Source organism: Clostridium sp. AF34-13, from assembly GCF_003477845.1.
In the GTDB taxonomy this organism is placed as follows: domain Bacteria; phylum Bacillota; class Clostridia; order Lachnospirales; family Lachnospiraceae; genus Butyribacter; species Butyribacter intestini.
In genome coordinates this window covers 265,187-291,615 of the sequence record NZ_QUEB01000001.1, presented here as the reverse complement: position 1 = coordinate 291,615, position 26,429 = coordinate 265,187, and the positions used below count along the sequence as shown (strand labels likewise).

Annotated in this window: 19 protein-coding genes and 1 other annotated feature; of the genes, 1 reads left to right on the top strand and 18 read right to left on the bottom strand. The window is 37.7% G+C overall.

The genetic code is table 11. The features are described 5' to 3' along the window. Positions 1–53 precede the first annotated feature (53 nt). The 4 genes from pyrF to asd form a co-directional block, all read right to left on the bottom strand. On the bottom strand, positions 54–971 hold the full coding sequence (gene pyrF, locus DWZ63_RS01135; RefSeq protein WP_055943573.1) for an orotidine-5'-phosphate decarboxylase: 918 nt from the start codon (positions 969–971) through the stop codon (positions 54–56). A 105-nt stretch (positions 972–1,076) separates the two neighbouring features. Continuing rightward, positions 1,077–2,354, bottom strand: a complete 1,278-nt coding sequence (locus DWZ63_RS01130) for a dihydroorotase (protein ID WP_118498316.1) — start codon at positions 2,352–2,354, stop codon at positions 1,077–1,079. 73 nt (positions 2,355–2,427) lie between these two features. Beyond that, positions 2,428–2,832 (bottom strand): NUDIX hydrolase, encoded by a 405-nt coding sequence (locus tag DWZ63_RS01125; RefSeq protein WP_022014952.1) that lies wholly within the window; start codon positions 2,830–2,832, stop codon positions 2,428–2,430. A gap of 71 nt (positions 2,833–2,903) precedes the next feature. Beyond that, complete coding sequence (asd, locus tag DWZ63_RS01120) at positions 2,904–4,001, bottom strand: aspartate-semialdehyde dehydrogenase (protein WP_118498314.1); 1,098 nt, start codon at positions 3,999–4,001, stop codon at positions 2,904–2,906. A gap of 185 nt (positions 4,002–4,186) precedes the next feature. On the opposite strand from asd, the gene hisS reads away from it, so the two are divergent. Next, positions 4,187–5,425, top strand: a complete 1,239-nt coding sequence (hisS, locus tag DWZ63_RS01115; protein ID WP_118498312.1) for a histidine--tRNA ligase — start codon at positions 4,187–4,189, stop codon at positions 5,423–5,425. Positions 5,426–6,120: 695 nt separating this feature from the next. Here the strand turns inward: hisS and DWZ63_RS01110 are convergent. The 14 genes from DWZ63_RS01110 to clpP form a co-directional block, all read right to left on the bottom strand. Next, on the bottom strand, positions 6,121–7,656 hold the full coding sequence (locus DWZ63_RS01110; RefSeq protein WP_182431407.1) for a L,D-transpeptidase family protein: 1,536 nt from the start codon (positions 7,654–7,656) through the stop codon (positions 6,121–6,123). Positions 7,657–8,077: 421 nt separating this feature from the next. Continuing rightward, positions 8,078–9,868, bottom strand: a complete 1,791-nt coding sequence (locus tag DWZ63_RS01105; protein WP_118498309.1) for an ammonium transporter — start codon at positions 9,866–9,868, stop codon at positions 8,078–8,080. Between the two features lie 386 nt (positions 9,869–10,254). Continuing rightward, complete coding sequence (locus tag DWZ63_RS01100) at positions 10,255–11,004, bottom strand: hypothetical protein (RefSeq protein WP_118498307.1); 750 nt, start codon at positions 11,002–11,004, stop codon at positions 10,255–10,257. A 249-nt stretch (positions 11,005–11,253) separates the two neighbouring features. After that, entirely contained in the window at positions 11,254–11,592 is a 339-nt protein-coding gene (locus DWZ63_RS01095; RefSeq protein ID WP_022014946.1) for a DUF6142 family protein, read from the bottom strand. Positions 11,593–11,600: 8 nt separating this feature from the next. After that, entirely contained in the window at positions 11,601–12,089 is a 489-nt protein-coding gene (locus DWZ63_RS01090) for a VanZ family protein (RefSeq protein WP_118498305.1), read from the bottom strand. 465 nt (positions 12,090–12,554) lie between these two features. Continuing rightward, a complete protein-coding gene (gene pheT, locus DWZ63_RS01085) occupies positions 12,555–14,993 on the bottom strand; it encodes a phenylalanine--tRNA ligase subunit beta (RefSeq protein WP_118498303.1) in 2,439 nt (812 codons plus the stop codon). A 110-nt stretch (positions 14,994–15,103) separates the two neighbouring features. Further along, a complete protein-coding gene (gene pheS / locus DWZ63_RS01080; protein ID WP_022014943.1) occupies positions 15,104–16,123 on the bottom strand; it encodes a phenylalanine--tRNA ligase subunit alpha in 1,020 nt (339 codons plus the stop codon). 184 nt (positions 16,124–16,307) lie between these two features. Further along, positions 16,308–16,631: a binding site (T-box leader), on the bottom strand. A gap of 72 nt (positions 16,632–16,703) precedes the next feature. After that, the gene (gene murF / locus DWZ63_RS01075) at positions 16,704–18,092 is read right to left on the bottom strand and encodes a UDP-N-acetylmuramoyl-tripeptide--D-alanyl-D-alanine ligase (RefSeq protein WP_118498302.1); all 1,389 of its coding nucleotides are present in this window, start codon (positions 18,090–18,092) and stop codon (positions 16,704–16,706) included. Positions 18,093–18,123: 31 nt separating this feature from the next. Then, a complete protein-coding gene (locus DWZ63_RS01070) occupies positions 18,124–19,239 on the bottom strand; it encodes a D-alanine--D-alanine ligase (RefSeq protein ID WP_118498300.1) in 1,116 nt (371 codons plus the stop codon). Between the two features lie 146 nt (positions 19,240–19,385). After that, entirely contained in the window at positions 19,386–21,098 is a 1,713-nt protein-coding gene (locus DWZ63_RS01065) for an NlpC/P60 family protein (RefSeq protein WP_182431406.1), read from the bottom strand. 56 nt (positions 21,099–21,154) lie between these two features. Then, on the bottom strand, positions 21,155–21,772 hold the full coding sequence (gene yihA, locus DWZ63_RS01060) for a ribosome biogenesis GTP-binding protein YihA/YsxC (RefSeq protein WP_118498296.1): 618 nt from the start codon (positions 21,770–21,772) through the stop codon (positions 21,155–21,157). A gap of 8 nt (positions 21,773–21,780) precedes the next feature. After that, positions 21,781–24,144, bottom strand: a complete 2,364-nt coding sequence (lon, locus tag DWZ63_RS01055) for an endopeptidase La (protein WP_347474801.1) — start codon at positions 24,142–24,144, stop codon at positions 21,781–21,783. Between the two features lie 347 nt (positions 24,145–24,491). After that, the gene (clpX, locus tag DWZ63_RS01050; RefSeq protein WP_055943604.1) at positions 24,492–25,775 is read right to left on the bottom strand and encodes an ATP-dependent Clp protease ATP-binding subunit ClpX; all 1,284 of its coding nucleotides are present in this window, start codon (positions 25,773–25,775) and stop codon (positions 24,492–24,494) included. Positions 25,776–25,797: 22 nt separating this feature from the next. Then, a complete protein-coding gene (gene clpP / locus DWZ63_RS01045) occupies positions 25,798–26,385 on the bottom strand; it encodes an ATP-dependent Clp endopeptidase proteolytic subunit ClpP (protein ID WP_022014935.1) in 588 nt (195 codons plus the stop codon). Positions 26,386–26,429 lie beyond the last annotated feature (44 nt).

Below are 26,429 nucleotides of genomic sequence, written 5' to 3'. Positions count from 1 at the left end.
CATCCGGCAATTTATATGTAACCATACATTGCCGGATACTTTTGACCCTTGCGTCAAAATATGCTGTTGATATCGTTTTTCATATTAATGACAGCTTCCCTTGACGCATCTGCAAAATTCTCCTCACCGAATTTGCTGTATGCATCCTGCTTGTATGCTGCGATTATTCCTCTTGACGAATTTACTATAGCTCCAAGACCGTCCTCGTTAAAGTACGGTTTCAGGTCTTTTGCCGTACCACCCTGTGCGCCATATCCCGGTACAAGAATATATGTCTTTGGCATAAGTTTACGGAGAACTTTTCCCATTTCAGGATATGTAGCTCCGACAACACATCCGACATAACTGTAATCATCGCCCATGCAGTCCTCGCCCCATTTTGAAACCATCTCGCCGACAAGCTCATAGAGAGGTCTTCCTTCAACTTCTTTATCCTGAAACTCTCCACTTGACGGATTAGATGTTTTTACAAGAACAAAGATACCTTTCTTTTCTTCTTTGCACACATCAATAAAAGGCTTTACACCGTCACTTCCAAGATATGGATTTACTGTTGCAAAATCCTCGTCAAATCCTGCATAAGACTTTGAGCCAACCTGAACTTTTCCAAGATGACCTACAGCGTATGCAGCTGATGTTGATCCTATATCTCCACGCTTGATGTCTCCTATGACTACAAGACCTTTTTCTTTACAGTAATCTATAGTCTTTTTGTAAGATACAAGTCCCGGTATCCCAAACTGCTCATACATTGCAATTTGTGGCTTTACGGCAGGGATAAGGTCATATGTCGCATCTACTATGGCTTTGTTGAACTGCCATATAGCCTCTGCCGCTCCCTCAAGTGTCTCTCCATGCTGTGCAAAAGCTTTTTCCTGTATATGCTTTGGCACATAGTTAAGCATAGGATCAAGTCCCACGACTATAGGTGCATTTTTCTTCTTAATCTCTGAAACTAATTTATTTATCATTTATCTTCCTCCGTTTTATTTTTTATATACTCTGTTTACTGCTTATAACACTATTAACTGCTATCTCAGCATATCACCTGTTTTGCAATTATCTTATTTGTTTTCCTAGTATTTATATACGATTTTTCCGTCAACTATGGTCGTAATGACTCTGCCTTTGACTTTTTTACCGTCAAAAGGCGTGTTCTTTCCTTTTGATACGAACTTACTGCTGTCTATTTTATACTCCTTAGTAATGTCGGCTATAACTATATCTGCTGCTTTGCCCGGTGCAAGATTTCCTTTATCTATGCCAAGCACTTTTGCCGGATTTACACTCATCTTTTCCACAAGCTGTGACAATGTAAGCACTCCTTTGTCTACAAGCTCCGTATAGCCAAGTGCAAATGATGTCTCAAGTCCGACTATTCCAAAAGGAGCCTTTAACATAGACTGGTCTTTCTCCTCTTTCCCATGTGGTGCATGGTCTGTTGATATAACTTCCATAATACCTGTTTTAAGTCCTTCTTTTAATGCATCAACATCCTCTCTGTTCCTGAGTGGCGGGTTCATTTTAAATCTTCCATTATCCTCCGTTATCTCATCATCAGACATTGTAAAGTGATGCGGACATACCTCCGCACTTACCGGAAGCCCCTGCTTTTTAGCCATTTCGACAAGAACAACGCTGTCTGCCGTTGAACAGTGACAAAGATGCAGTCTGTTTCCTGCTTCTTTTGACATTATAATATCTCTCGCAACGATAACATCCTCAACAGAGTTTGTGATACCCGGAAGTCCAAGTTCCTCTGCCTTCTGCCCCTTATTCATAACACCGCCCTCGACAAGAGCCTTGTCCTCACAGTGCGAGAACATTGGAAGATCAAGTCTTGCAACTTCTTTAAGCGATTTTCTGAACAATGCAGAATCCATAACCGACTTGCCATCCTCGCTTAATGCCACGATACCCGCATCTTTCATACCCTCAATGTCAGCAAGTTCTTTTCCTTCCTGACCTATAGTACACGCGCCTATAGGAAGAATATGAACCGGTGAGCACTCTGCTCTTTTAAGCAGGTCTTTTACACTTTCCGGACTGTCTATGACAGGTTTTGTGTTTGGCATCGGGCATATGGATGTGACTCCACCTCGTGCCGCCGCCTTAGAGCCTGTCTCAATAGTCTCTTTATACTCAAAGCCCGGCTCTCTTAAATGAACATGAAGATCGATAAATCCCGGCATAACAACCTTTTCATCTGCGTCAATTACATTTGTATCTTCATCTTCCACAATAAAATCAGCAACTTTTTTAATTTTTCCATCCTCTATTAAAATGTCTTTTTTCCCATCAATATAATTTGCAGGATCTACCACTCTGCCATTTTTTATAAGAATTTTTTCCATAAATATATCTTATGCCTTTCCCTATATACAGAGAGAGCACCCGCCAAACAATATGACAGATGCACTCCTCTTATTAATAAAGTTCCGCCTTTTCAAGATCTTCAAGCATTCGCTTATTATGAATGTATTTTTCAAAGTCCATATAATCAATCCACTTAGCATCGTTCAGTTCTTCGGACAAAACCACTTCATCCTCATTCTGCTCTGTAAGGCAAAGATAGGCAAGTCCTAAATTACACTCTGATCCAATCATAAATGTCCATGTATAAAGAACTCTGTCAACCTCGGTTATCAGACCTGTCTGTTCCTGTATTGTTCTTACAACGGCTTTATCCGGTGATTCACCAAACTCTGCCTCTCCATCGATAAATTCCCACTGATACGGCTCCATGATATTATCATCGTACCATTTTTCTACAGCCAGATACTTATTATCTCTCTGGACAATCCCCTTAACTAAAATACGATACTTATTCATATGGTACCTCCCATTCATATGCTGCCGTTCACACTTATTGTGTAACCGGTAACATTCATGCTGCTTTATGATTATTTTGCTGTAATATATCCTTTTGCTTTCAAAAGTTCTGCGATAAGAACAGCTCCACCTGCTGCACCACGAACAGTATTATGTGATAAACCTACAAATTTGTAGTCAAATACAGTATCTTCACGAAGTCTGCCAAGAGATATTCCAAATCCGTTTTCATAATTTACATCAAGTGAAACCTGAGGACGGTTATCCTCCTCAATATACTGGATGAAATGCTTTGGTGCATTTGGAAGTCCAAGTTCCTGTGGCATTCCGCTGAACTCTCTCCATATTTTAATGATTTCTTCTTTTGAAGGCTTCTTTCCCTCTTCAAATGTCATAAATACTGCTGCCGTATGACCATCCTGAACAGGTACACGGATACACTGTGTTGTGATAACAGGACTATCTGCCTTTACTATCTCGCCATTCTCAACATGACCCCAGATACGAAGTGGCTCCTGCTCACTCTTTTCTTCCTCACCACCGATAAATGGAATAATATTGTGCTCCATCTCAGGCCAGTCCTTAAATGTCTTTCCTGCTCCTGAAATAGCCTGGTATGTTGTTGCAACAACTGTCTTTGGCTCATATCCTGCTTTCTTAAGTGCATGAAGTGCCGGTGTATAACTCTGAATAGAGCAATTTGGCTTAACTACAATAAATCCTCTTGTAGTACCAAGACGCTTCTTCTGGTCAGCAATAACTTCAAGATGCTCAGGATTAAGCTCAGGCACAACCATTGGCACATCAGGTGTCCATCTATGTGCACTATTGTTGGAAACAACTGGAGTTTCTGTTTTCGCATATTCTTCTTCAATTTTCTTAATCTCGTCTTTAGTCATATCTACCGCACTAAATACAAAATCAACTTTTGAAGCAACACTGTCAACATCGCTGACATCCTGTACCACAATCTTCTTTACGGCTTCAGGCATTGGTGTAGTCATCTTCCAACGACCCCCGATTGCTTCCTCATATGTTTTACCTGCACTTCTTGGGCTTGCAGCTATAGCTACAACCTCAAACCAAGGGTGATTTTCTAATAATGAGATAAATCTCTGTCCTACCATTCCAGTACCACCAAGGATACCAACTCTTAACTTCTTATCCATGTCTTTCCTCCATATAGTTTAACTCACCGACATATCGGCTTTATTCATCTTTTAATTCTACACTATTCAGTGCAATAAGTCAATTTTACTGTGACTACTTTGATGCAGAGATTGATATAAAAGACCAGATATGGTAAAGTATTAAAGGATTATGATTATTATTTTCAGAAAGGATGATTATTTATATGAAATCTACACCAGTCAAAGGAACGAGAGATTATCTTCCAAAAGAAGTTGAAATAAGAGATTATCTTCAGAATGTAATTGCCGAGACATACAGAGATGCAGGATTTGTACGCATTACTACTCCTATCATTGAAGATGCTGTAAACCTTGACAAGAGCGAGGGTGGCGAAAACTTAAACCTTATATTCAGAGTTCTTAAAAGAGGAAAAAAACTTTCTTCTGCATTAAATAACGAAAATGTGACAGAAAAAGAATTATCTGACATGGGACTTAGATATGACCTTACTCTCCCTCTTTCAAGATATTTTTCAAATAACAAAAATGAACTTATGACACCTTTTAAAGTTATTCAGATGGACAGAGTGTATAGAGCCGAAAGGCCTCAAAAAGGTCGTCTGCGTGAGTTTATGCAGTGTGATATAGATATTATAGGAAATGACTCAAGAGACGCAGAGATAGAACTTATCCTCACCACAACAAAGGCTCTTAACAGAGTCGGCTTAAAGAATTACACCGTAAAGATAAATGACCGCCGCATACTTAAGAGCATTTTCTCATATACAGGCTTTGATGATGCCGACAACGAAAAGCTTGCCATTATATTTGATAAGCTTGATAAGATAGGAATTGACGGTGTAAAAGCTGAACTTGAAGAAAATTCATTTGACAAAAATGCAATTGACAAATTCATAGGTCTTTTTGAGAACGGCAGTCTCACACTTGACTCTATCGCAGATGTATGTGATGCAGAATATGTCAATGACCTTAAATATATCATTGATACAGTTGACAAAGCTTCAAACGGAACTATCCCTGTTGAGTTTACTCCATCACTCGTAAGAGGGCAGGGTTATTATACAGGCACTATATTTGAGGTTGCAGCCGATGGTTACAGCGGTGCTGTTGCAGGCGGCGGACGATATGACAACCTTATTGGAAAGTTCTTAAATGAGGACATTCCTGCCGTAGGATTCTCAATCGGCTTTGAAAGGATTTTCGGCATCCTCATGGAACAGAATTATGCGATACCTGACCGTAAAAAGCGTATTGCCGTATTCTATGACAAAGATAATTATGCTGATGCCCTTGCATATGCTGAAAATTTAAGGGATGAATATATGGTTTCAGTTATCGCAAGACCTAAGAAGCTTGGTAAATTCTTAAACAAACTTGAACAGAATGAATTCGACGGCTTTGCGGTTTTCGGAGAAGCTGACGGAGTTAAGTTGTTTGGATAGTTGAGAATTGGCTTACGGACGCAAAAACAGGATTTTATTTTACGCTCAGGGACGGCTCGCGCCTCGGAGAAAAGCGTAGCGGTACATATGTGAGCTTAATACGCTCACTTAGTACCGACACTTTTCTAACGCCCTTTGCTGCAAAATAAAATCCTGTTTTTGCTGTTTCTCGGAAATTTTTAAACACATTTATATATTTAACTTTAAGTAAAACTATTTTTTAGTTATTGTTTATTTTTCCTTTTCTCAGAAATCTGTTTTGATACACTAATATATTCAAAGTTAAGCAGAAATATTTTTATAGTTGTTGTTTATTTTTACTTTTCTCGGAAATCTGTTTTGATACACTAATATATTCAAAGTTAAGCAGAAATATTTTTATAGTTGTTGTTTATTTTTACTTTTCTCGGAAATCTGTTTTGATACACTAATATATTCAAAGTTAAGCAGAAATATTTTTATAGTTGTTGTTTATTTTTACTTTTCTCGGAAATCTGTTTTGATACACTAATATACTCCAATTTAAACAGAAATATTTTTATAGTTATTTTTTATTTTTCCTTTTCTTGAAGTTTTCTTTAACTAACACTAATATATTATAATTTAGGCATGATTTTTTATATTAAAAAAGATGCAGTTTTTTTTCCATATTGAAATACAAATCTGCATCTTTTAATTTTTTATATTTTCTCTTTTTAGTAGTGCATGAATACCATCTGTTTATATTTTGTGAGTTCATATATTCTCGCTGCACTTGATGGACTTAAATTAAGACATCCATGTGAGCCTCTTACTTTGTAAAGACTTGGACTCCAGCTTCCCCATGGCTGCCATTCTGCCTGATGGAATCCTGTTCCTGTCCATGTGATTCGTACCCAGTTTGCTACAGGTGTTGCATAGTTGTCTCCTGTGAGGACTCTATGTCTCGCATGATCTTTTATGAAGAACATTCCTGTTGTTGTCTTTCTGCCCGGTACAGGTCTTCCTGATATTGTGGCACATGAATAGATTACTTTTCCGTTTTTAAATACATATACCATCTGTGAGCCTAGGTCAGCTTCTATATAACTGTTTTTATTCCAGTCATTCATCTTATTCTTTGGATCGTATCTGTATGCTGTTCCGAGCCACTCCGGCTTCTGCGTAACGGTAATCGCCTTTTTGGCTGTCTCATCCTGATTATTTATATAGTCATTTTGCAATTTTCGGCTTATCTTCTTTGTTACTCCCGCCTTTAACTGGGCACACATTTTCTCATAATCAAGCTGCCATCCGTAATCACCACCGGAAAGTCTCATCATCTTTCCTGTATGACTCTTAAACTTTCTTGTTCCGCCAAGAGTCTTATATTTCAGACAAAGCTTTTCCATCCAGTCTCTCATTGCCTGATTGTCAAGAACTGCTTTTCCATTATTATATGTAATCCATTTACTTATGTCTTCCGGTGTCGCACTCTCCTGAACTCCCTTATGTATAGTCCATGTAACCCATCTAAGTGCTGTTGCATTGCATACATTTACTTCTCTTCTGAGTTCTTTATCTTTAGAAGTAAGTGCCGGTTTTTCGTAAATATCCGGATATTTTTTTTCATCAGAAACATCTATTGAAGTTTCACCATTATCTAAAGCTGTCTTTACTGTTTCTGAAAATTTATCCTTATCAAGAGTGTTTCCCACATCTTCTTTTACAACCTGATAACTGTTTTTCTTTTTTGAATATACAGCCTTTGCATCAACAGGTGCCGTAACCTTATAACTACTGTCTCCTTTTACTATTGATGCCGAGCTAAGGATAGAATCTACTTCATTTTCATCATACGATACCTTTGGTTCGATTTTAGTATCATTATTCTTGAAAAGATTTGAATACGAAAACTTGTCATGCTGCTGCTCAAATGCTTTTTTTACGGCATCTTCAACACCGACTTTGTAATCAATATCATCACCATTTATCGTAAGTTTTCCATCTTTTCTTCCCTTAATGTCAAGCTGATATGAACCATAGACCTTTTCCATTGCCTTTACCGACTCTGAAAGTGTCATGCCTGAAACATCCTTGTCACCTATCTTTGTATCAGGATACCAATGACTGCCATAATAAACTCTTATGCCTATAAAAACTGCGGCAGCTATGACTACAACTGCTGCAACTGCTATCAACGCAATCTTTCTTCCAAGTCCTGAGGTATTATTTCCTGAAATACTATTCTTTTGTTTATTAGCGTTTTTCATAATTTCCTCCATTAATTATAACATCTTTTCCCTATTCCACTTTACGAATTATAGTTTTAAATTGATACAATGTCAATACTTAGCGGCATTACATTTTTATTACGATTGTTACAATTTGTTTAAAGCAATACAGCTATCATAGCACAAATATGTGTCTTAACAGTGTTTTTATGATGCCGTACGCACCTCAAAAGTAAACAGTAATATTTTCATTACTTCCTATAATACAACAAAACTTCCGTTTATGCAAAAAATTAAGGAGACCTGATATAAAGCCTCCTTAACTTTTATTATGTACTCTCGGTATCTTCTGAGCGAAGAATTTCGAGATGGATTTATTATGATATTGGTTTCAAAATTTATTTTATTACCAACTTATGCCCCAAAATTGCTGTCTGTTTTCAATCCCTTTATCATATCTTTAAATCTCATCATCACTCTGTAATGCATCAAATCCACTGTCACCTGTACGAACTTTGACTACATTTTCAACATCATATACAAATATCTTTCCATCTCCGATATTTCCTGTATAGAGTGCTTTCTTAGCTGTATCTATAACAGTTTCTACAGGAACGGCACTGACAACAACCTCGACTTTCATCTTAGGAAGAAGTACCACATCAAGTTCTGCACCACGATATTTTGTAGTCATACCCTTCTGAGTTCCACAGCCAAGCACCTGCGTTACCGTAAGACCGTTTACACCGATATTGTTAAGTGATTCCTTAAGATCCTCAAATTTACTCTGTTTGCATATGATAGAAACTTTTGTAAGTTTTGGAATTTCCTCATTCTTTTCAGTTTCAGTTTTCTTATAGGCAGCAGGTTTTGGTGCTGATACCGTTGATACATTTGTAACCTCGACAGCTTTATCAATAGGCACATTTCCCTTAAGGGTCTCAACTGATGTACCTGCTGAGTAGAACATATTTCCCGCCGGCATAAAGTCTGCATATGCTGATGAAAGACCATGTTCAACTGAATCAAGACCCTGAAGTTCTTCTTCTGCAGACACTCTAAGTCCCAATGTATGTTTGATTGCAAGGAATGTAATCGTAATAGTAACAACCGTCCATGCTATTGTTGCTGCCATTCCTACTATCTGAAGTCCAAGCTGTGTAAATCCGCCGCCATAGAAAAGTCCCTCAGCTTTTATTGCTCCACCGTCAAGTGCAATCTGAAATCCCGGTGCTGATTTTGTTGCAAAAAGACCTACGGCAAATGTTCCCCAGATACCATTCATCATATGTACTGCAACGGCACCTACAGGGTCATCAATCTTAAGTTTATAATCAAGAAGCCATACTCCAAACACAACGAGCACACCTGCTACAGCTCCTATAATAAATGAACCTGTGCAGTCAGTAACATCGCAGGATGCCGTGATTGCAACAAGTCCTGCAAGTGATGCATTAAGACACATTGAAACATCAGGCTTGCCATATTTTATCCATGTGAATATCATACATACTACTGTTGCAACTGCCGGTGCTATTGTTGTTGTAAGGAAGATAGAGCCTAAATCCTCAAGCGAAGTAGCTGCTGCACCGTTAAATCCATACCAGCCTAACCAGAGGATAAATACACCAAGTGCTCCTATTGTAAGGTTGTGACCTGGAATAGCATGTGGCTTTCCTGTTCTTTTACTGAACTTTCCAATACGGGGTCCAAGCATTGCCGCACCAATAAGTGCACAGATACCACCAACCATGTGAATACAGTTTGAACCGGCAAAATCATGAAATCCCATCTTTGCAAGGAACCCACCACCCCATGTCCAGTGTGCTTCGATAGGATAGATGACCGCTGAGATAACTGCTGAATATACGCAATATGAGATAAATTTTGTTCTTTCTGCCATTGCTCCTGAAACAATAGTAGCTGTTGTTGCACAGAATACTAAGTTAAATACAAAGCCTGAAAAATCAAAATTTGCATAATCCTTAAATATATTAAATCCCGGTGCTCCAAAGACACCTCCGACATCGTTTCCAAGAAGTAATGAATAACCTATCACGATGAACATCACCGTACCTATACAGAAGTCCATAAGGTTTTTCATAATAATATTTCCTGAGTTCTTTGCCCTTGTAAATCCGGCTTCAACCATTGCAAAGCCTGCCTGCATCCAGAAAACCAGTGCGGCACCTATAAGGTACCAGACGCCCCACAGATTACTGTTAATATAATCTAAAATTTCATTTGACATATAATGTGCCTCCTTTTTATCCTGATGTACCATAAATTTTATATAATTTTACTGTTCAAATTTACTGTATAACAGTGACATTAACAACATACATATACTTTTTCAAATACATCTCGGTATTAACCCGTTTTAATCTGCGTGTCCGGACAACAAATCTAACTGGCAATATAATTTATACACCAGCACAAGTTTTGTGCTAATGCAAAAAAGGTGCCACGATTATTTCTTCGTGACACCTTTGTCATGGCTATTATTATACACTTAATTGCTTTTCTGTCAACCGTTTTTTTACATTTTGTTCATTTTAGTAAATAGGTCATATAATATATTAAAATTATATAAAATCTTTATCAGAATTATACAAAAATATCATATTAAAAAAACTATTACTCTATCATCCATTTTATAAACTGTTTAGCCTCTTCCGTATTTTTTGATGTAGCAGTTATACCAACTACCGGCTTTTTAAGCAGACCGCCGAGTGTCTCTTTATATTTTTTACTGTCACTCAAATAAAGTCCGAAATTATAAGTCTTTCCCTCTGATGACTTTAACTTTTCTGCACTCTGTTTACTTTTTCTTAATTCCTCACCTGACACATATTTTGCAAAATACTTTTTATTTTTGTCATAATCTTTGTAGAAAGATACAGTATCTGATGAGGACGGGTCTGCCATACAGCCCTCATTTGCCCATCTTTTATATGTATCCTCCGAAGCGATGATAACATCAACCACGCCTGAATAAATATATGTCTGTATCTCCTGGTCGCTCGTTCCATTATCGACTTTTACATACTCATTCTTTGTGTCAATGTTCAGATATTTTTCTACGGCTTTCTCAAAATCAGCAACTTTATCCTCATCAAGCACATCATCTTCTATCGCTATATAAAGTACGCAATGCGGCTTCTTTTGAACGGCATTTTTAAAAAAGAGCACTGCAAGTATCGCCACCACGATAACCACCGCCACCGTACCGAGATAATACTGTCTGAAATATGCTCTCTTTTCCCTGCCTTTAAGTTTTTTAAGCTGTCCGTTATTTGCATCAAGACCATCATCTCTTTTCTGATAAATCTCAGATTCATCCTCAAGCATCTTCTTTTTTTCTTCTTCTGAAAAATTCATTGCCATATAACAAATTTCCTCATTTCTTTTTTAATAAATTATAAAAAAATAATCAACAATACAACTAACAAACTCTTTGTAATGCCAATTATTTTTTATGATTGAACTGTTACGATAAATCAGATTATAACTTTTATACATACTATATAAAACATAACTTTTTATATTATTTTTGCACAGATAATTATATAGATAATTGCGAAACTGTCTATATTTTTTACTAAGTTTTACACATATAATCAGTTCCTCAATTAATTATATATACGATCCCCATATATAGACCACCATATAACCCACTATCTGCAATCCGTTCACAACCGCTCCTATAGTCGGAAAAAGGTATCTGATATTTTCTTTTCTAAGACTTATCCATGACAATATAAATCCCGAAATACTTATAATAAAACAGAGTATTCCCACAATGCCGACTATCATCCCGCCATTTCCTTTGTTATTTCCCGACACAAAACAGGTTACGCCAAACATCACCAACGCAAAAATGCCTATAATCACTGCCCAGATACCCGATGCCGGGTGCTTTTTGTCTGTGAGCCTTAACTCACCCTCTTTTTTTCTTTTTTTCCTGCTTCTCATATTTATCTTTATTTCCTCCTGTTTTTCTTTTTGTTCTTCTTTTCCGTCTTATGTCTAAATATAAACATACAGATTGCAAAACATATATATCCCAATATACCGCCCGATGTATTTAATATCACATCATCGACATCACACGAGCCAAGCTTTGATATAAGCTGGATAAGCTCAACCGTAACCGAGCACAGCATACACATAAATGTTACCTTGAATATACTCCTGTTCTTATATGACAGTACAGGCAGCACAAATCCAAGCGGCATAAAACATAAAACATTTCCCATGAGATTTAATAGAACATAGAAACTTCCAAGTCTTCTGTAATAAGTAATATACCTCTGAATCTCCGTAAACGGTTTAAGGTTGTAGTGATATGTATCACTCGGAGTTCTCCCCAGCATCTCACTAAAAAACAAAAAATAGACCATCATAACAAGATATATTATAAATAAGATCCATGAAATGAGCTGTATTATAAATTTATGTTTCTTTTTCATTTTACTCCTTATTCCTATACTTTTTTACATATATAAATTTTTACATATATGGATTTTCCGTACTATTCTCATTCAAAATCCACTCAAAAACACAGTACCCTATATGTTTTATACATATATGTACTGCGACTTTCTTATATAATATATTATACACTGAAAACTTTTGCAATATTAAAAGATATTAAATTTTTATTACAGTGTAACAGTTCAGCCATAAAAAGATAATTGGCAATACAATGAGCTTGTTCATTGTATTGTTAAGTACCTTTTTATGGTAGAATAGCCTTTCATTTCTGAAATGAGTAAACATAAGCTGCAAAGCTGATTGCAAATATCCGCTTTAAATGAAAAGCTGAACGGTTACTGTAATGATATCTCCTCAAAACACAACAAACAGACAGCCTAATACAGACTGTCTGTTTATCACAAATTTATCTCTTGTAAATATTTCTTCATTAGTGACAATTACTGGCGAAGTTCTACATCCATCTCAGCAAGTGCCTTAATTATCTTATCCATTGCAGCATTTACCTCATCATCTTTGAGTGTGTGGTCTTTTGCCCTGAATACTATCTTATATGCAAGTGACTTAAATCCCTTGACAAGCTGTGAACCCTCATACACATCGAAAAGTTCATATGACTCAACAAGTTTTCCGCCCTTTTTGCTGATTACTTTTTCTATATCTCCTGCGAGAACTTCTTTCTTCATGCTAAGACTTATATCTCTTGTCATTGCAGGGAATTTTGGAACGCCCTCGTATTTTACTTCAAAGTCAGCCATATCCATGATAGCTTTCATATCGACTACGGCGATATATGTTCTCTCACCGATTGCAAAGTTTTTCTGTACTACCGGATGAACTTCACCTAAATAAGCTATCTGAACACCGTCATACATAACTTTTGCCTGGCGTCCCGGATGAAGAAATGCTTTTCCTGCCTCTGGGTCATACTCAGCCTTTTTCTTAAGACCGAGTTTTGTCATAAGCGTCTCGATAATACCTTTCATTGTGAAGAAATCTCCGTCACCGTACATTCCGAGTGTAAGCTGCATACGCTCATCAGGAAGCTCGGTAAGAGGAAGCTGTTTTGGAAGGTAAACATTTGCAAGTTCATAAAGTCTTACATTCTTGTTTCTTCTATTATAGTTTGTTGAAAGTGATGTGAGCATACCTCCGAGTGCAGATGTTCTCATAACGCTGTAATCCTCACCTAAGGGATTTGTTATCTTTATGCTCTTTCTAAGAATATCATCCTCTGGAAGATTTAATTTGTCATATACCTTAGGACTCTCAAAGGAGAATGTCATTCCCTCGTTGAATCCATATCCCTCTACCACAATTCTTGCAGCCTTCTCATGTTTGAGTTTTTCTGACAATCCCCCTGCTGTAGCAGAACTCTTTGGAAGTGTCATAGGAATCTTGTCATATCCGTAAAATCTCGCTACTTCTTCTGCAAGATCGGCAAGTCTTTCAAGATCCTGTCTCCATGTCGGAACAATAACTTCTTTCTTATCAGTATCTACTGTAAGATCAAGTTTTTCAAAATATTTTACCATTGTGGCTTCATCTATATCTGTTCCAAGAAGTGCATTTATCTTATCTGCATCGTAAGGGATAACTATAGGCTCTTTCTCTACCGGATAGTAATCGATTGTTCCACCAACAACCTCGCCTGCACCAAGTTCCTCGACAAGCTGGCACGCTCTGTTCATCGCATCAATGGCATTGTTCGGGTCAAGTCCCTTTTCAAATTTTGCCTGTGCATCAGTACGCATACCAAGTTTCTTTCCTGAAAGACGGATGTTTGTGCCGTCAAATGTTGCTGCTTCAAAAAGCATTGTCGTAACATCATCAGTTATCATAGAGTTTTCTCCACCCATGATACCTGCAATTCCTACCGGTTTCTTGCCGTCACATATCATAAGCATAGTATCGTCAAGCTCCCTCTCCTGTCCGTCAAGAGTCACGAACTTCTCGCCCTTATCAGCTTTTCTTACGATTATCTTTTTGTCCTCAATCTTATCAAGGTCATATGCGTGCATAGGCTGTGCATACTCCTCCATAACATAGTTTGTTATATCTACGATATTGTTTATAGGACGGATTCCTACTGACGCAAGTCTTCTCTGCATCCATTCCGGAGACGGTGCAATCCTGATATTTTTTACAACTCTTGCCGTATATCTAGGGCAGAGTTCAGGATTTTTTACTTCAACTGAAATATAATCATTTACATTCTCACTGTTTCCTGTCTCTTTAACCTCAGGTACTACAAGTTTCTTGCCAAATGTTGCAGCAACCTCCCTTGCGATACCTATCATTCCGAAACAGTCTACTCTGTTTGATGTTATCTCGTACTCAAATCTTACATCGTGAAGTCCTAAAAGTTCTACTACATCTGAGCCAATCTTTGCGTCCTTGTACTCAGGGTTGTCACTCAATATATAAATTCCGTCTTTTGCAGCATCAGGGTACATATCAGTTGTTGAACCAAGTTCCTCGATAGAGCACATCATACCAAATGACTCAACTCCACGGAGTTTTCCCTTTTTAATCTTAAATCCGTTTTCTGACTCTCCGTCCTTGTGTGAGCTTGCAACATGACCGCCATCGAGAACAACAGGAACTTTCTGTCCCTCCTTAACATTTGAAGCACCTGTTACTATCTGTACCTCCTTTCCGTCCTCATCAACCTGTACCTGACAGATAACAAGCTTGTCTGCGTCAGGGTGTTTCTCAATCTTATTTATCTTACCAACAACAATCTTATCAAGGTTTTTGTCAAATTCAGTAAATCCCTCAACCTTTGTACCTGATAAAGTCATTGCATCCGTATATTCCTGAGCTGTACAGTCAAGGTCAGGAACATATGCTTTTATCCATGAAAAAGATGTATCCATATCTCTATACCTGCTTTCTTTCTTCGTTTTACATTTTGTGTTTCAAATATAAAAATCACAAAATCGTCAATATATTTCTTATTAGCTTTATTTTTACAAAGCATCATATTTTAAAACTGCTTAAGGAAACGCGTGTCATTTTCATATAAGAGTCTCATGTCATCAATCTCATACTTGAACAATGTGATTCTCTCAAGACCTACACCGAACGCAAATCCTGTGTATTCCTCAGGGTCGATTCCGCTCATCTCAAGTACATGAGGATGAACCATACCACATCCAAGAATTTCTACCCAGCCTGAACCCTTGCAGAAACGGCATCCTTTTCCGCCACACTTAAAACAGGTAACATCCATCTCAGCACTAGGCTCCGTGAACTGGAAATGATGAGGACGGAACTTAACCTTTGTGTCCTCTCCGAAAAGTCTCTTTGCAAATTCCTGAAGCGTTCCTTTAAGGTCTGCAAATGTGATATTCTTGTCGATAACAAGACCCTCTATCTGATGGAATGTAGGAGAATGTGTGGCATCCACCTCATCTGAACGGAAAACTCTGCCCGGTGCTATCATTCTTATAGGAAGCTTTCCTTTTTCCATCTCATGTACCTGAACTGAAGATGTCTGCGAACGAAGAAGTATATCCTTTGTAATATAGAATGTATCCTGTTCATCTTTTGCAGGGTGGTTGTCAGGGATATTGAGTGCCTCAAAATTATAGTAATCATACTCAACCTCCGGTCCCTCAACAACTTCATAACCCATTCCAACAAATATATCTTCAACTTCTTCAAGTGTTATCGTATTGGGATGACTGTGTCCCATTGCGAGTTTTTTGCCCGGAAGTGTGACATCTATCGTCTCACTCTTGAGTTTTTCATCTAAAATAGCTTTTTCAAATATCTCTCTTTTTTCATCTAATCTTTCTTCGATAGTCTTTCTTGCTTCATTTACAAGCTGACCTACCTTTGGTCTGTCCTCAGGAGCAACATCTTTCATCGCTTTTAATACTGATGTAAGCTCTCCTTTTTTTCCTAAAAACGATACTTTAATCTCATTAAGTCTGTCAAGACGGTCTGATGAATCAATCTGTGCCATTGCTTCATCAAGAATTTTTTTAAGCTTGTCTTTCATTTCTTTTTTCCTTTCTTTATTTTCATATAAACACATAAATGTGCGAGCCTTACGGAACTTTTTTTAAATTTTTTGATTGCTGTTCCTCTCACAGAACATTTCTTTCATAACAAAAAGACTTTCCGTAAAAACAATACGGAAAGTCTAATATTATATATAAAGGTACCTCCCGGACTGCACTACAGTCAGGGACGGCTCTTACTTATCTTAAGTACCGCGGTACCACCCTGATTTTCATGTGATATATTATCATTTTCATGTCTGTGCATGAACAATGCTAAAAATATATACATAAACTCTTAATTTGCGGATAACGGTCGCTAACCCCGTCACTGTCTACTAAAATATTACTTTTCACACATATTGCGAAACAAGTAAAAATAAAATTCAACAGTGAAGCTCCTGTGGGAAATTCATCATAAACCGTAACATAAAGATGCTTTCAGCCGGGGACATCTTCTCTCTGGATGAATGATATATGACTACTTTACACATTCACAGCCTTTAAACTTTAATAATATCATATAAATATAATAATATATTTATGTTAAGCATAACAGCTTTAACGCAGACTATTCTATCACATCTGTTTTAAAACTTCAACTATCTTTTCAAATTTCATTCCGTGTGATGCTTTTACAAGTATCGCATCATTTTCTCTTACTATGTTCTTTAATCGGTCAACGGCTTCATCCCTTGTGGCAAAATAATACAAACCATCTGTTTTTCCTGCTGCCTTTGCACCGTCATAGTATTCTTTTGCGAGTTCTCCCGCACATACAATACAGTCAATACCTTTATCTGCGGCATACTCACCAACCTCATAGTGAAGTTTTCTCTCATCACTTCCTAGTTCAAACATATCGCCGAGTATTGCAACTTTTCGCTCCTCTGCCTCTGCAAGCACATCAAGTCCCGCTTTTGTTGATACAGGATTTGCATTATAACAGTCATCCATTATCGTAAATCTGTCTGTCTCCACGATACTGCTATGACCTGATACCGGCTTAAATGCAGCCACTCCTGCCGCTATCTGCTTTTCATCAAGTCCCAATTCAAGACCTATGGCAACTGCCGCAAGAGCATTTGATACCATGTGGTGTCCCGGAACATTTACACGAAGTCTCATTTTTCCTTTCGGTGTAACTGCTGTAAATACTGTTCCTGCAAGACCTTTTGATTCCACTTTCTCTGCATATATGTCATTCTTTTTGTCAAATCCAAAGAAAACAGGCTCTAAACCGTTTACCTCTTTAACAGTGGCAAGTTTATCATCATCACCGTTAAGAAATGCCTTTCCGCCCTCTTTGAGATAATTAAAAATCTCCGTCTTTGCCTTAAGCACTCCGTCCCTGTCACCCAGATTTTCAAGATGGCACTGACCTATATTTGTGATAACACACATATCAGGCTTTACAATCTTTCCAAGCCTTGACATTTCTCCAAAGTCACTTATACCCATCTCAACGATGGCAAGCTCATGTTCTTCCCTGAGTCTGAACAATGTAAGCGGCACGCCTACTTCGTTATTAAAGTTGCCCTGTGTCTTTAAAGTATTAAATTTCTCGGACATAACTGCCGCAAGCATCTCTTTTGTTGAAGTCTTCCCCACGCTTCCCGTGATGCCAACTATCTTTGTGTTCATTACCTCACGGTAATACTCCGCTATATCTTTCAATGCCTGAAAACATGACTTAACTACTATATATCCGTTTTTTTCTGAAATGTTTATACTGTTTTTATCAGGTTCATCCTCAGACAGACAAACAATGGCACCGTCCTCATATGCCCCGTTTATAAATTTATTGCCGTCAACTCTCTCACCTTTTATTGCAACAAACATACAATCCTTTTCAACTTTTCTGCTGTCAGTAGTAATCGAAGATATTTCTATATTTTCTATGCTTTTATCTGCATAAAGTTTTCCATTGCAGATTTCGGATATTTTTTTTAATGTAAGATTTTTCATTATAACTAAAATTCCCTTCTAACAGTTCAGATCACAGTGACTTCAAATCGTCTTTTCCATAATGACTGTTCGTACCTGGTGCCGGAAGTTCTTCTGTCTCACCATTATATGTGGCAAGTGCCTGTGCGATAACCTGCTCACACAAAACTCCGTACTCTATTCCAAGAACTTTTGCTTCCTGTGGTAAAAGACTTGTCGCTGTCATTCCCGGAAGTGTATTTGCCTCAAGACAATACATATTGTCATCTGCATCAAGAAGAAAATCTATTCTCGCATAAGAACCAAGCTTAAGTTCTCTATACACATCAATGGCATATGTCTGCATTTTGTCCGTTATCTCATCTGAGAGCGGAGCAGGACAAACATCCTCTGCCATTCCCGGCTGGTATTTTGTCTCATAGTCATAAACACCTGACTTTGGAATTATCTCAATAATAGGAAGACTCTTTCCTCCAATAACACCAACGGAAAACTCTCTTCCCTTTATGTATTCCTCGACTACTACCTCAGCTTCATATTTAAATGCAAGTTCCAATGCCTTATTATATTCGTCCTCATTTTTTGCAATGCTCATGCCGACACTTGAACCTCCACAGCATGGCTTTACAATACAAGGATAACCAATCTCATCAGGAAGTTTTATCACTTGAGATTTTTTCATACTGAAACCGTTTGGTGTTGGAATGCCACTCTGTAAAAATACTTTCTTTGCCATTCCTTTATCCATAGCAAGTGCACTTCCAAGATAGTCAGAACCAGTATATCTTATTCCAAGAATATCAAATGCAGCCTGAACCTTTCCGTTCTCGCCATCTGCACCATGAAGCCCCATATAGACAATATCAGCCTGACGGCATATCTCGATAACATTAGGTCCAAACAGTCCCTTTTCGTCATCATATCTCAGCTTTTTAACTGACTCAATATCAGGGTCTACCGCCTGTATATCAGTAACATGGTCATCCATCTCATCTGACTTTTCAAAAATATTGCTTACATCATCGCCTCTTTTTTTATATCCGAGAAACACATCAAGAAGGATTGCCTGATGACCTCTCTGCCTCAAAGCCTTTAAGATACCCGCTCCCGAAATCAGGGAAACATCTCTCTCGGTACTAATCCCACCTGCTAAAACAACTATTTTCATTTTAATCCTCCAACTTTTCATAAAATATATAATAGTAATGTATATGTAAATTTATGTCATAGTGCAAACAGATTGTAACATGATATCATGTTACAATCGTTACAATTTGCCGTACATCACAATACATTTTATGATATAGTGTACCACTATTTCGTCGGTCTTGCAATCATTACTACAGATCTGTTTTTATATGCATAATGAATAACCTTATTATGCGAACTGCTGGCAGAAACACTCTTTCCATTTCCAACATACATCTCAACATGGCTTATGTTCTTATATCTTCCGTTTCTCTGGTATGAATAGAATATTATGTCTCCCGGCAATAATTTTGATGATGATACTCCTGTTCTATATATAACTTTATTGTTTTTCTGACACCAGTATCCCATATTTGCCGCCGTAGGTGCCCACGATGAATTTACCCCAAAGTTTACACCATATCTCTTATATGTTCTCCATACAATAGAACTGCAGTCATAGTAATGTGCTGACATTCTTCTTGCCTGACTGTATCTTGTCTTTGTCTTTGAAATCGCAATTTCTTTTTTAGCTGCATTATATGCTTTTGCAGATGCTATCTCCACATTTGCTGTTATCTTTTTTCCATCTACCTTGGCAACCACTTTAACATGACCTGTTTTTTTAGCTTTAATGACACCGGTTGCAGTCACTGCCGCCATCGATGCATTTTTACTTGTAAAACTCATGCTGCTGTCGTCTACCGTACCATTTATGGCAATCTTTCTGCTGCCGCCTTTATAAGTTATCAGATTATTGTATTTTAATGAAGGATTCGTAACTTCGACATTACAGCTTATCTCTTTTCCGTCAACCGAAAAAGTTATCTTATCACTTCCTTTTTTTGTTGCAAAAATCTTTCCATCATCAGTAAATGATACTTTTTTAGAAGATGATTTTTTCCATTTTACTGCACTGTTCGCACAAGTTCCGTTAAGTGCCAGCGCCTTTTTTCCACCTACTGCGACTACCATTTTACTTTTAGCCATAATAGGATTTGTAACCGTAACCGGAACTTCCACTTTTTCTACATCTCCGTTTTTAGCTGTTATGACGGCACTTACATTTGTATTGCCTATTCCTTCTGCCTCAAGCTGTCCATCCGTAACCTTCACTACATTTTCATCATCCGAAAGCCACTTTACAGGTACATCATTCGATAAACTCGTATAGTCATTTATCTCCGGTGTATATGGTTCTGTTCCTACAGCTCTTACAACTACATCCTCAACTGAACTCGGTGTATTTACAGATATATCTGCAACTGCTATCTTTTCACCTTTTCTTCCTTTAGCATAAATAGTAGAACTCTTAAATCCCTGTACCGTCACATCACCTGTATCATTTACAGATACGCTGTCTTTATCTGAGATAAATGTATAATTATCCTTGTCATAGATTGATGCAGCCTCTATTGATGAGGTATTTCCGTAACTTACATTCAGTTTTTCAGGCTCCATTATATTAACCGTAAACGGAACAATAGAAAGATTATTTTTGTATGAAAACTTTATATCAACGATAACAGTTCCGGGCTTCTTCGTTGTGAGATTTCCGTCACTGTCTAATGCTGCACATTCCTCATCTCTATTGGCAATGTTAAACTGATATGAAAGTAACTGTTTATCTTCTTCCCTGCTATAGTTTTCTCCATAATTGTCAAATATATATGTATCGTCAACAAAATCCCTCAGATTTACTATCGTCCCCGCATACACGCTTGTCTCGCTGCTCTTTAAAAGATTTCCAAATGCCGATGCATCCTTATAGAAAAAACACATCATTATTCCAACCAAAAACATACCTAACAGTACCTTACCATATCTTCTGTTACTCAAAATTTTCCCTCCTGACTCATTGTTCATTCATGCTGCATAATACCATTATTCTATGGTTATTTATGCTGCTGTTTTTCTTCGGCATTAAAACCTTCATAAACCATATCAATGTATTCCATTATCTCATCTCTCCCGCTTTTGGTCAATGATGAAAATGGAATGACCGGAGTTCCATCGACAACATTAAGTGTCTGTTTTATCTCTTTTATAAGTTTTGCCTTCTGTGACCTTTTGACCTTATCTTCCTTTGTGGCAATGATAATAGGATTAAAGCCATACTCTATGCACCAGTCATACATCTGTATGTCATTGGCATTTGGCTTATGTCTTATATCAACCAAAAGAAATACAAGTCTCAACACTTTTGAATTTTCAAGATAATTGTCTATCATCTTTCCCCATTTTGCCACTGTATCTTTTGACACTTTAGCAAAACCATAACCCGGCAGATCCACAAAATACAAAGCTTCATTGATATTGTAAAAATTTATCGTCTGTGTTTTTCCGGGCTGCGATGATGTCCTCGCATATGCCTTTCTGTTCATCAAAGCATTTATAAGCGAACTTTTTCCGACATTTGACCTGCCGGCAAATGCTATCTCTACATTGTCATTTTCAGGCAGCACACTTGTTATACCACATACAGTCTCTAAATTAACACTCTTTATCTTCATATTACTCCTTAACTTTCTAATACAAGTTTCCAAACTTCAGGTGCATTTGTGACAAATCTTATGTCAATATTATCAGTAACCTCACCGTCAAATTCCTCAACATCTTTCCTGTTCTTCTCAGGTACAATTACCATTTTCACCCCAGCCGCTTTAGCTGCAAGTATCTTTTCCTTAAGACCGCCTATAGGAAGAACTCTGCCACGAAGTGTAAGTTCTCCGGTCATCGCCGCATCCGCACGCACTTTTTTACCTGTGCACGCCGAATATATCGCCGTAGCCATAGTGATACCAGCCGAAGGACCATCCTTTGGAACAGCCCCCTCCGGAACATGAAGATGTATGTCATGTTTTCCAAAGAAATCATCTTCGAGTATATCTGCCACCTGTGATTTTACATATGACAATGCTATCTTTGCCGACTCCTGCATGACATCTCCGAGTTTTCCGGTAAGCTGCAAAGCTCCCTTTCCATGCATAATGTTTACTTCTATCTCAAGAGTGTCACCTCCGACAGAAGTCCATGCAAGACCTCTTACTATACCTACCTGTGAACTGTCTGAAACAAGATCAAGAGTATATTTATAATTTCCAAGAAATTTTTTGATATTTCTGTTAGAAATCCTTACTTTTGCCGTCTGGTCTTTTGCCGCCTCCACAGCAGCTTTCCTGCATAGAGTACCTATCTTTCTCTCAAGACCTCTCACTCCGGCTTCCCTTGTATAATTTTCTATGATGGTATAAATGCCTTTGTCAGATATATTAAACTGTTCTTTTGTCAAACCGTTGGCAATTCTTTGTTTATCCACAAGATAATTTTTGGCAATGTGAAATTTTTCATTTTCCGTATATCCCGACAACTCTATTATTTCCATACGATCAAGAAGTGGTCTTGGTATTGTATCAAGCGAATTTGCGGTGCATATAAACATTGCCTGTGAGAGATCTACCGGAAGTTCAACATAATGATCCGAAAAATGCCTGTTCTGCTCAGGGTCTAAAACTTCGAGAAGTGCCGATGATGGATCACCTTTATAGTCAGCACCCATCTTATCAATCTCATCAAACAATATCAATGGATTTTTTACTTTTGCACTTCTTATACCTGCGATTATCCTGCCCGGCATCGCACCTACATAAGTCCGTCTGTGTCCCCTTATCTCAGCTTCATCTCTGACTCCTCCAAGACATATTCTTATATATTTGCGGTTCATTGCCCTCGCAATAGATTTGGCAATGGAAGTTTTTCCTGTTCCGGGCGGTCCTACAAGACAGATTATCGGACTGTAACCATCTTTCTTTATTGCTTTTACGGCAAGGCATTCTATAACCTTTTCTTTCACATCTTTAAGTCCGTAGTGATCCTCATTTAATACTTTTTCTGCATTTACTATATCAGTATTGTCTTCACTCATCTTCTTCCACGGTATAGAGAGAAGTGTCTCTATATATCCTCTGATAACTGCACTTTCAGAAGAATTCGAGTTAGTAAGCTTAAATCTCTTTATCTCTTCAGCAATCTTCTTTTTGACTTTCTTAGAAGCTTTTAACTTACTTAACTTCTCGCCGTATCTGTCTGCATCCGTCTCTGAATCATCATCTCCAAGTTCTTTATGTATCGCCTTTATCTGTTCGTGAAGATAATATTCTTTCTGGTTTTCCTCGACCTGTGACTTTACTCTTTTTGCGACATCATCCTGTATGCGAAGTATCCCTATCTCTCTGCTTAAGATAACTGATATATTTTCATGTCTCTGATAAATATCCGTTTCCGCAAGGATTTTCTGTTTAAACTGATAATTTACCTGCATACCTGTCGCAATCTGATTTATAAGACTGTCAAGATCCGTGCAGTCCATTATCTCATCAACAACATTTTTATTTATCCTGCCACGCTCGTTTACATACACAGAAAACAAATCTTTAAGACCTCTTATAAGTGCGATCGTCTCTATATCATAACTTATCTGTCTGCTCTCCTCTACTTTTTCAAGGTCTGCCTTGTAATATCCGTCTTCAAGCACAAGGCTGCCAAGTTTCATCTTCTCCTGTCCAACAATTATGACTCTAACTACATTTCCGGGCATTGTCACAAGCTGTTTAACCTGTGCCAGTGTTCCAATTTCAAATAGATCATTCTGCTTAGGATGCTCTACCTTTGGGTCTTTCTGTGCAACCGCAAAAATATACTGTTTGCCATGCATAGCTTCATTTACAGCTTTTACCGTAGCTTCCCTGCCAACTTCAAAATACACTGTCGTTCCGGGAAATACCACAACATCCCTCAGAGCCACGACAGGCACATTCTTATATTCATTTATATTTCCAATATTATTATTTGAATAAATTTCATTGTTATCTATGTTTTGTTCCACGTTAATTCCTCCATCCTGCAAACACACTTATCATACATTATATAATATAAAAGAGGGATTAACAAGTAATCCCTCTGAATTTTAATTTTTCATTTGAAACAGTTCAGCCATAAAAATATAATCGGTAATATCTGAGCTTGCTCATTGTATTGCTGATTATATTTTTATGGTAGAATAGCCTTTCATTTATTATATGAAGTAAACATAAGCTGCATAGCAGCGACTGACAGTTTGCTGGCAGGTTTACGAATGTAATAAATGGAAGGCTGAACTGTTACTTTCATTGGTAACAGGTGAAAAATAAATCACTGAACTGTTGCGTTATTTATCTCAGATTTTCACAAAATCTATGCACTTTTTCCATCTTCACCGGATGTAAGAAGCTTTGTCTCATTATCTTCCATAATGAGTTTTGGTGACTCTCCATCTAAAACAGCCTCTTTCGTTATAACACATTCTTTTATGTCATCCTCTGATGGAATTTCATACATAACATCTGTCATAACATCTTCCATAATGGCACGAAGTCCTCTGGCTCCCGTCTTTCTCTCAAACGAAAGTTTTGCCACTGCCTTTATTGCTTCATCGTCAAATCTTAATTTCACCCCGTCAAGTTCAAGAAGCTTTTTGTACTGTTTTGTGATGGCATTCTTTGGCTCAACAAGAATTTTCTCAAGTGCTTCCTCTTCAAGAAGATCAAGTGCCACATTTATCGGAAGACGACCGATAAGCTCCGGAATAATTCCAAACTTTACAAAATCTTCCGGAAGAACCTGTCTGAAAAGATCTCCGATATTATCATCTTTTTCATTTGCGATTTCTGCATTAAATCCAATGGACTTCTGTCCTATTCTTGTACCTATTATCTTTTCAAGACCGTCAAATGCACCACCGCATATAAACAATATGTTTGTCGTATCAAGCTGGTAGAATTCCTGATGCGGATGCTTTCTTCCTCCCTGTGGTGGAACACTCGCAACAGTTCCCTCAAGTATCTTAAGAAGTGCCTGCTGAACGCCTTCACCTGACACATCTCTTGTAATAGATACATTTTCGCCTTTTCTTGTAATCTTGTCTATCTCATCTATATAAATAATTCCATGCTCGGCACGCTCCATGTCATAATCTGCCGCCTGAATAATCTTTAAAAGTATATTCTCAACATCTTCGCCGACATATCCTGCTTCGGTAAGTGCCGTTGCATCTGCAATCGCAAATGGAACATTAAGTATCTTCGCAAGTGTCTGAGCCAGAAATGTTTTTCCGGAACCGGTAGGTCCTACCATCATAATGTTACTTTTCTGCAGCTCAACATCCATATCTTTTCCTGAAAGCACTCTCTTGTAGTGATTATACACTGCAACGGACAATACTTTTTTTGCATCATCCTGTCCTACAACATACTCATCAAGGAAACTCTTGATTTCCTTTGGCTTGAGCAAATTTATATCACTATCGTCGAAATATTCATCGTTCTCCATTTCGAGTTCCTCATCCAGAATCTCTGAGCATAGTTCTATACACTGGTCACAGATATATACATTTGGACCGGCTATAAGTTTACGAACCTGATTCTGGGTTTTCCCACAAAAAGAACACTTTAACTTTGAATCGTCTTTTTTATTTGCCATTTCGACCTCCCCTGAACATTTTCTATTTTCTGTTTGTTACTATTTCGTCAATAAGACCATATTCTTTAGCTTCAAGAGCTGTCATATAGTTATCTCTCTCCGTATCTGCTGCGATAACATCAAGTGGTTTGCCTGTATTTTCAGCGAGTATCTGATTTAATCTTTCTCTTGTCTTAAGTATCTGTTCTGCTACAATTCGTATCTCTGTCTCCTGACCTCTTGCTCCGCCTGACGGCTGATGTATCATTACCTCCGCATTAGGAAGTGCAAATCTCTTTCCTTTCGCACCGCCTGCAAGCAGAAATGCTCCCATACTTGCGGCAAGACCCATACATATAGTAGAGACATCACATTTCACATAGTTCATAGTATCATAGATCGCAAATCCTGCACTAACCGAACCACCCGGACTGTTTATATAAAGATGTATGTCCTTTGTTGAATCCTGTGATTCAAGGAAAAGAAGCTGTGATACAACAAGACTTGCAATATCATCATTTACTTCATTTGAGAGAAAAATAATCCTCTCCTGCAATAATCTTGAATAAATATCATACGAACGCTCTCCACCACTTGTTTTTTCAATTACATAAGGTATGCTGTAACTCATTATCGTTCCCCCTTTATATATGTGCCTGTTTTTCAAACGGCATA

Bases quoted from the DNA above. Each gene is read 5' to 3' on its own strand.
- pyrF (WP_055943573.1), bottom strand. From the start codon at position 971: ATGATAAATAAATTAGTTTCAGAGATTAAGAAGAAAAATGCACCTATA.
- DWZ63_RS01130 (WP_118498316.1), bottom strand. From the start codon at position 2,354: ATGGAAAAAATTCTTATAAAAAATGGCAGAGTGGTAGATCCTGCAAAT.
- DWZ63_RS01125 (WP_022014952.1), bottom strand. From the start codon at position 2,832: ATGAATAAGTATCGTATTTTAGTTAAGGGGATTGTCCAGAGAGATAAT.
- asd (WP_118498314.1), bottom strand. From the start codon at position 4,001: ATGGATAAGAAGTTAAGAGTTGGTATCCTTGGTGGTACTGGAATGGTA.
- hisS (WP_118498312.1), top strand. From the start codon at position 4,187: ATGAAATCTACACCAGTCAAAGGAACGAGAGATTATCTTCCAAAAGAA.
- DWZ63_RS01110 (WP_182431407.1), bottom strand. From the start codon at position 7,656: ATGAAAAACGCTAATAAACAAAAGAATAGTATTTCAGGAAATAATACC.
- DWZ63_RS01105 (WP_118498309.1), bottom strand. From the start codon at position 9,868: ATGTCAAATGAAATTTTAGATTATATTAACAGTAATCTGTGGGGCGTC.
- DWZ63_RS01100 (WP_118498307.1), bottom strand. From the start codon at position 11,004: ATGGCAATGAATTTTTCAGAAGAAGAAAAAAAGAAGATGCTTGAGGAT.
- DWZ63_RS01095 (WP_022014946.1), bottom strand. From the start codon at position 11,592: ATGAGAAGCAGGAAAAAAAGAAAAAAAGAGGGTGAGTTAAGGCTCACA.
- DWZ63_RS01090 (WP_118498305.1), bottom strand. From the start codon at position 12,089: ATGAAAAAGAAACATAAATTTATAATACAGCTCATTTCATGGATCTTA.
- pheT (WP_118498303.1), bottom strand. From the start codon at position 14,993: ATGGATACATCTTTTTCATGGATAAAAGCATATGTTCCTGACCTTGAC.
- pheS (WP_022014943.1), bottom strand. From the start codon at position 16,123: ATGAAAGACAAGCTTAAAAAAATTCTTGATGAAGCAATGGCACAGATT.
- murF (WP_118498302.1), bottom strand. From the start codon at position 18,092: ATGAAAAATCTTACATTAAAAAAAATATCCGAAATCTGCAATGGAAAA.
- DWZ63_RS01070 (WP_118498300.1), bottom strand. From the start codon at position 19,239: ATGAAAATAGTTGTTTTAGCAGGTGGGATTAGTACCGAGAGAGATGTT.
- yihA (WP_118498296.1), bottom strand. From the start codon at position 21,772: ATGAAGATAAAGAGTGTTAATTTAGAGACTGTATGTGGTATAACAAGT.
- clpX (WP_055943604.1), bottom strand. From the start codon at position 25,775: ATGGCAAATAAAAAAGACGATTCAAAGTTAAAGTGTTCTTTTTGTGGG.
- clpP (WP_022014935.1), bottom strand. From the start codon at position 26,385: ATGAGTTACAGCATACCTTATGTAATTGAAAAAACAAGTGGTGGAGAG.